1 pseudogene is annotated in these 248 nt (G+C 63.3%); it reads right to left on the bottom strand.

Features of this window, described 5'->3' with window-relative positions:
• Window positions 1-22: 22 nt before the first annotated feature.
• Window positions 23-248: pseudogene (locus tag AF337_RS39245) on the bottom strand (MOSC domain-containing protein); the annotation flags it as partial.

The following is a 248-nucleotide window of genomic DNA, read 5'->3' as shown; positions in this document are numbered from 1 at the left end:
ATACGCCGCCTATGCCCGGTGGTCAGCGCCCGGCTTCCAACAACGCTCGAAGCTTGTAGTGGATCGCTGAGGCGAGATATCGCGCCCGGTCCGCCTCCGAAAGCCGCCGGCCAAGGGTTTTCATCAGCTCCGGCATCGTCACCTTCTCTCCCGTAAAAAGCCGATGGTCGACCGGCATTCCGGCCTCGACCACACCGCCTTTGATGACGCGGCAATAGATGCCGGGACGGGCGGCGTCCATATAGCGC

Source organism: Rhizobium ecuadorense, from assembly GCF_001187535.1.
In the GTDB taxonomy this organism is placed as follows: Bacteria; Pseudomonadota; Alphaproteobacteria; order Rhizobiales; family Rhizobiaceae; genus Rhizobium; species Rhizobium ecuadorense.
Note: the sequence above shows the minus strand (reverse complement) of the source record. Positions and strands in the feature narration are given on the sequence as shown.